This window comes from Campylobacter sp. MIT 21-1684 (assembly GCF_026241315.1).
Classification (GTDB): domain Bacteria; phylum Campylobacterota; class Campylobacteria; order Campylobacterales; family Campylobacteraceae; genus Campylobacter_D.
In genome coordinates, this window is the sequence record NZ_JAPHNA010000039.1 from 1 (window position 1) to 3,234 (window position 3,234).

6 protein-coding genes are annotated in these 3,234 nt (G+C 31.5%); 1 reads left to right on the top strand and 5 read right to left on the bottom strand.

Annotated features, from left to right (window positions below; genetic code table 11):
- Positions 1 to 523 (top strand): restriction endonuclease subunit S (locus tag OQH62_RS08320; RefSeq protein ID WP_266016070.1); only part of this gene is annotated, 523 nt, incomplete at its 5' end.
- Between the two features lie 3 nt (positions 524 to 526).
- On the opposite strand, the gene OQH62_RS08325 is transcribed toward OQH62_RS08320, so the two are convergent.
- The 5 genes from OQH62_RS08325 to OQH62_RS08345 form a co-directional block, all read right to left on the bottom strand.
- Positions 527 to 1,081 (bottom strand): DUF4411 family protein, encoded by a 555-nt coding sequence (locus tag OQH62_RS08325; RefSeq protein ID WP_266016072.1) that lies wholly within the window; start codon positions 1,079 to 1,081, stop codon positions 527 to 529.
- Entirely contained in the window at positions 1,074 to 2,180 is a 1,107-nt protein-coding gene (locus OQH62_RS08330; protein ID WP_266016074.1) for an ImmA/IrrE family metallo-endopeptidase, read from the bottom strand. The genes OQH62_RS08325 and OQH62_RS08330 overlap by 8 nt, the downstream gene beginning before the upstream one ends.
- 66 nt (positions 2,181 to 2,246) lie before the next feature.
- Complete coding sequence (locus OQH62_RS08335) at positions 2,247 to 2,501, bottom strand: type II toxin-antitoxin system RelE family toxin (RefSeq protein WP_266016076.1); 255 nt, start codon at positions 2,499 to 2,501, stop codon at positions 2,247 to 2,249.
- The gene (locus OQH62_RS08340; RefSeq protein WP_266016079.1) at positions 2,501 to 2,728 is read right to left on the bottom strand and encodes a ribbon-helix-helix protein, CopG family; all 228 of its coding nucleotides are present in this window, start codon (positions 2,726 to 2,728) and stop codon (positions 2,501 to 2,503) included. Before OQH62_RS08340 ends, OQH62_RS08335 begins: the two co-directional genes overlap by 1 nt.
- 73 nt (positions 2,729 to 2,801) lie before the next feature.
- On the bottom strand, positions 2,802 to 3,234 hold a 433-nt coding region (locus OQH62_RS08345), incomplete at its 5' end, for a restriction endonuclease subunit S (protein ID WP_266016082.1).

The window sequence follows — 3,234 nt, forward strand, 5'->3', positions numbered from 1 at the left end:
GATAGTAAATGGACTACCAATAAATTTTAATGTAAGAGAAAATCAGCGTGCTAGGGGTTTGGGGGATTCTAAGGGGGATAAGGGGGACGCTTCGCAAGTAGAACCCCTTGTCCCCCTTGAGAAACAAACCCAACTTCCTATTTTAGATGTAAAATATTTGAGAAATAAAACCAACAAAATCTTAGTGAGTAATGGTAATATGGTTTTTGCAAAAGATAGGCTAATTTTAATGGACGGAGAAAATTCTGGAGAAATCTTTATTGCTAACGAAAATGGCTTTTTAGGAAGCACTTTAAAGAAACTTGATTTCTCTGCAATAGTAAAAATAGAATTTATGGATTATCTACTCCTGTCTTACAAGGATTTATTTAAAGGAAACAAAAAAGGTGCGGCAATTCCACATTTGGATAGGCAACTATTTTTAAATTTACGAATCCCCCTCCCACCTCTAAAAGAACAAGAATATATCACTCATACTTTAGATACACTTTTTACACTCACTAAGGGTTTAAAATGTGAGTAATATTTATAAAATCGGTAATCTCCCTTTGATATGCAATACAAAAGATAACTTTAATTTCTCTTGAATAAATTTTGGCAAACTAAGGCATTTTATGCCTTTTATCTCACATATTTTTGGAATCTTCTTAAACAATTTATTGTCATTTCCCGCTAAACTTTCCTCTGTTATGATGGTGCATTGCGGATTTTGTATCGCATAATGAATAAGCCTAAAATCGGCACTTTGTATAAATGTTTGTTTTTGACTTTCATACTCTTGTTGTTCTAATTTATCTTTCTTTAATGAAATTATAAAGTCATTATCTATTTCTCTGTGTAACTTGTCTGTAATTATTTCGTTAAATGGCATTACCGAAATATTGTGAGGTTTTAAAAGCTTTTCAAAGACTAATCCTTGTGAAACTCTTTTGCATTCATTCTCTACTTCTTTGAGTAATAAAAATTCTTTTTGCTTAAATCCCTCAATCAAAAAATCTTGCAACTCCTCTTTTACATCAAAAGGCAGATAATATCTCACAAACTGCAGCAAAGAACTTGTATCAAAAAGAACTTTACTCATAGAGAAATCTCTCTAAATTATTGTTTTCTATATGTCTTTTAAAATGAGTGAGTATCGTATATTCGCTGACTACTCCCTCTAAAAACGCATTGATAAAAATATCTTTTTGCAAGGGCGAGAGAACGGGAATAGGTGCTTTAAATATTGTATTGTCTTGATTGTTTTTATTTTTTTGTTTTTTCTGCATATATTCATCATTTAAATTTTCTTTGAGCTGTTTGTATTTTACCCATTGTATTTTATTTGTGCGAGCAAAATGATAGAATAAAGCAAGTCTGCTTATATGCTTCCTCTCCGATAGGTTTTGTATTACTTTATTTTCAAGGTTTATTGCATTTGAGGGGATATTTTCTAGCTCATTAAAATTCTCACCAAGTAGCAAAGCAAAGGCGAATTGGTTACACCAATTTTCCTCATTATTTGGGTTTTGCACAAAGATATTTTCATCAATATTTTCGTTTTTTAAAAGATAATGTCCTAATTCGTGTGCTAGAGTGAAAATTTCCCTCTTTCGCCCCTGTTGTTTTAACACAATCACATTTGGCTCAATAAAGAATCCACATAAATTGCTTTTGTATTTTTTATTATGGGATTCTATATTCTCCAAAACTAAAATATTTTGCTCTGCAAGATTGTTAATCAAAGATTCTAAAAATTGTTTATCAGATAGCTTTTTTGTAGGGAGTAAAAATTGCATTTGCATAGCGGCTTCAAATGGAGAATCTTGTAATGTAAAACTTTTAAGTTTGCGCATAGTAAATTGAAAATCCCCAAGCTTTGCCAAGCTATTGATATAATTAATTTCTTTTTCATATTGCGTAATAAACTGAATATCTCCAATATCTAAGCTCTTTTTAAGATTATCTTTTCTAAATAAAATACTTGATTTGTGTGTATCTATGGGAGAAGGATTGGTATAAAAATCTAAGCCTACTTGAAAAATTGTATCAATGGCTTTTAATGTTGTTTTATTTAATGGTTTATCAAAGTCAATATTTTGACCAATGATTTCTTGTAAAGATTGTTTTGTGCGATTAAAAAGATGGAGTAAATATTCTAATCGGTGTGGATTGATGATTATTTGGATTGCTTTTGCCATTTCCTATCATTTCAATAAAGTAAGTTTGCAAATTGTATCAAAAGATAGCGAATTAAGAAATAAACTTTACACATACACATTTTTTCTATGCCCTATATGGATTACACAGATAAGCAACACTTCTTCACTTTTGAGATAAATAATCCTAAAATCCCCCGCTCTTTTTCTAAATTTGCCTTTATGGCGACCTTTGATGGCTTTATCTCCACTAAAATTACCCTGTTGTAAGTCATCAAGCTTTGATTGCAAAAGTTTTTGATTTTTTGGATTTTGCCGAGCAATAATGCTTTTTGCATAATCCGCAATCTCTAAGCGATACATCAATCCCAGCCTAATTGCTTTTTGAACTCATCATAGGGAATCGTTTTTCTTTTTCCCTCTTTAATCTCATCTATGATTTTATCACTTATCATTTCGTCCATTCTGTCTTGATATGCGATAATTGCTCGTTCTATTAATGCGGTGCGTGTGAGATTCATTTCCTTTGCAGTATAGTCAAGCGTTTGTATTAAATCCTTATCAAGCCTTATATTAATCGCTGTTTTCATTGCCTTTTCCTTGATTTTCTTGTGAAGTTTTGTAGAGACAATTATAGATACAAATATCTTAAGAATGTTTAAACTACTCACATTTTAAACCTTTGGTAAGAGTAAAAAGAGCGTCAAGCTGTGAAACAATAAATACCTGCTCCGCTAAAGGTGGCAGGGGGATAAGAATATCTTTTATCATAGGTATTGTTAATTGTGGGATACTTGTTCCACTTGATTTTGGTATCATGGGATTTAACGCATAAGCTAAATATTCTAATGTTGCGCTTGAATTTGGAATCGCAACTAAAAGACGGATAATTGGGTAAAATGGCTCATATCTTAAGCATATAAATCCTATTGTGCCACGCCCAGATATTGTTATGGCTGGTTTTTCTATATTGGGCTGATTCGTAAAGCCATATAATCCATTGTCTTTAATACCATTTGTATAAATAGGAAATCTGAAATAATCTGTTTGAATATGAGAAATTTGACTAGGTTTATCTCCACCTGCAAGCAATTCT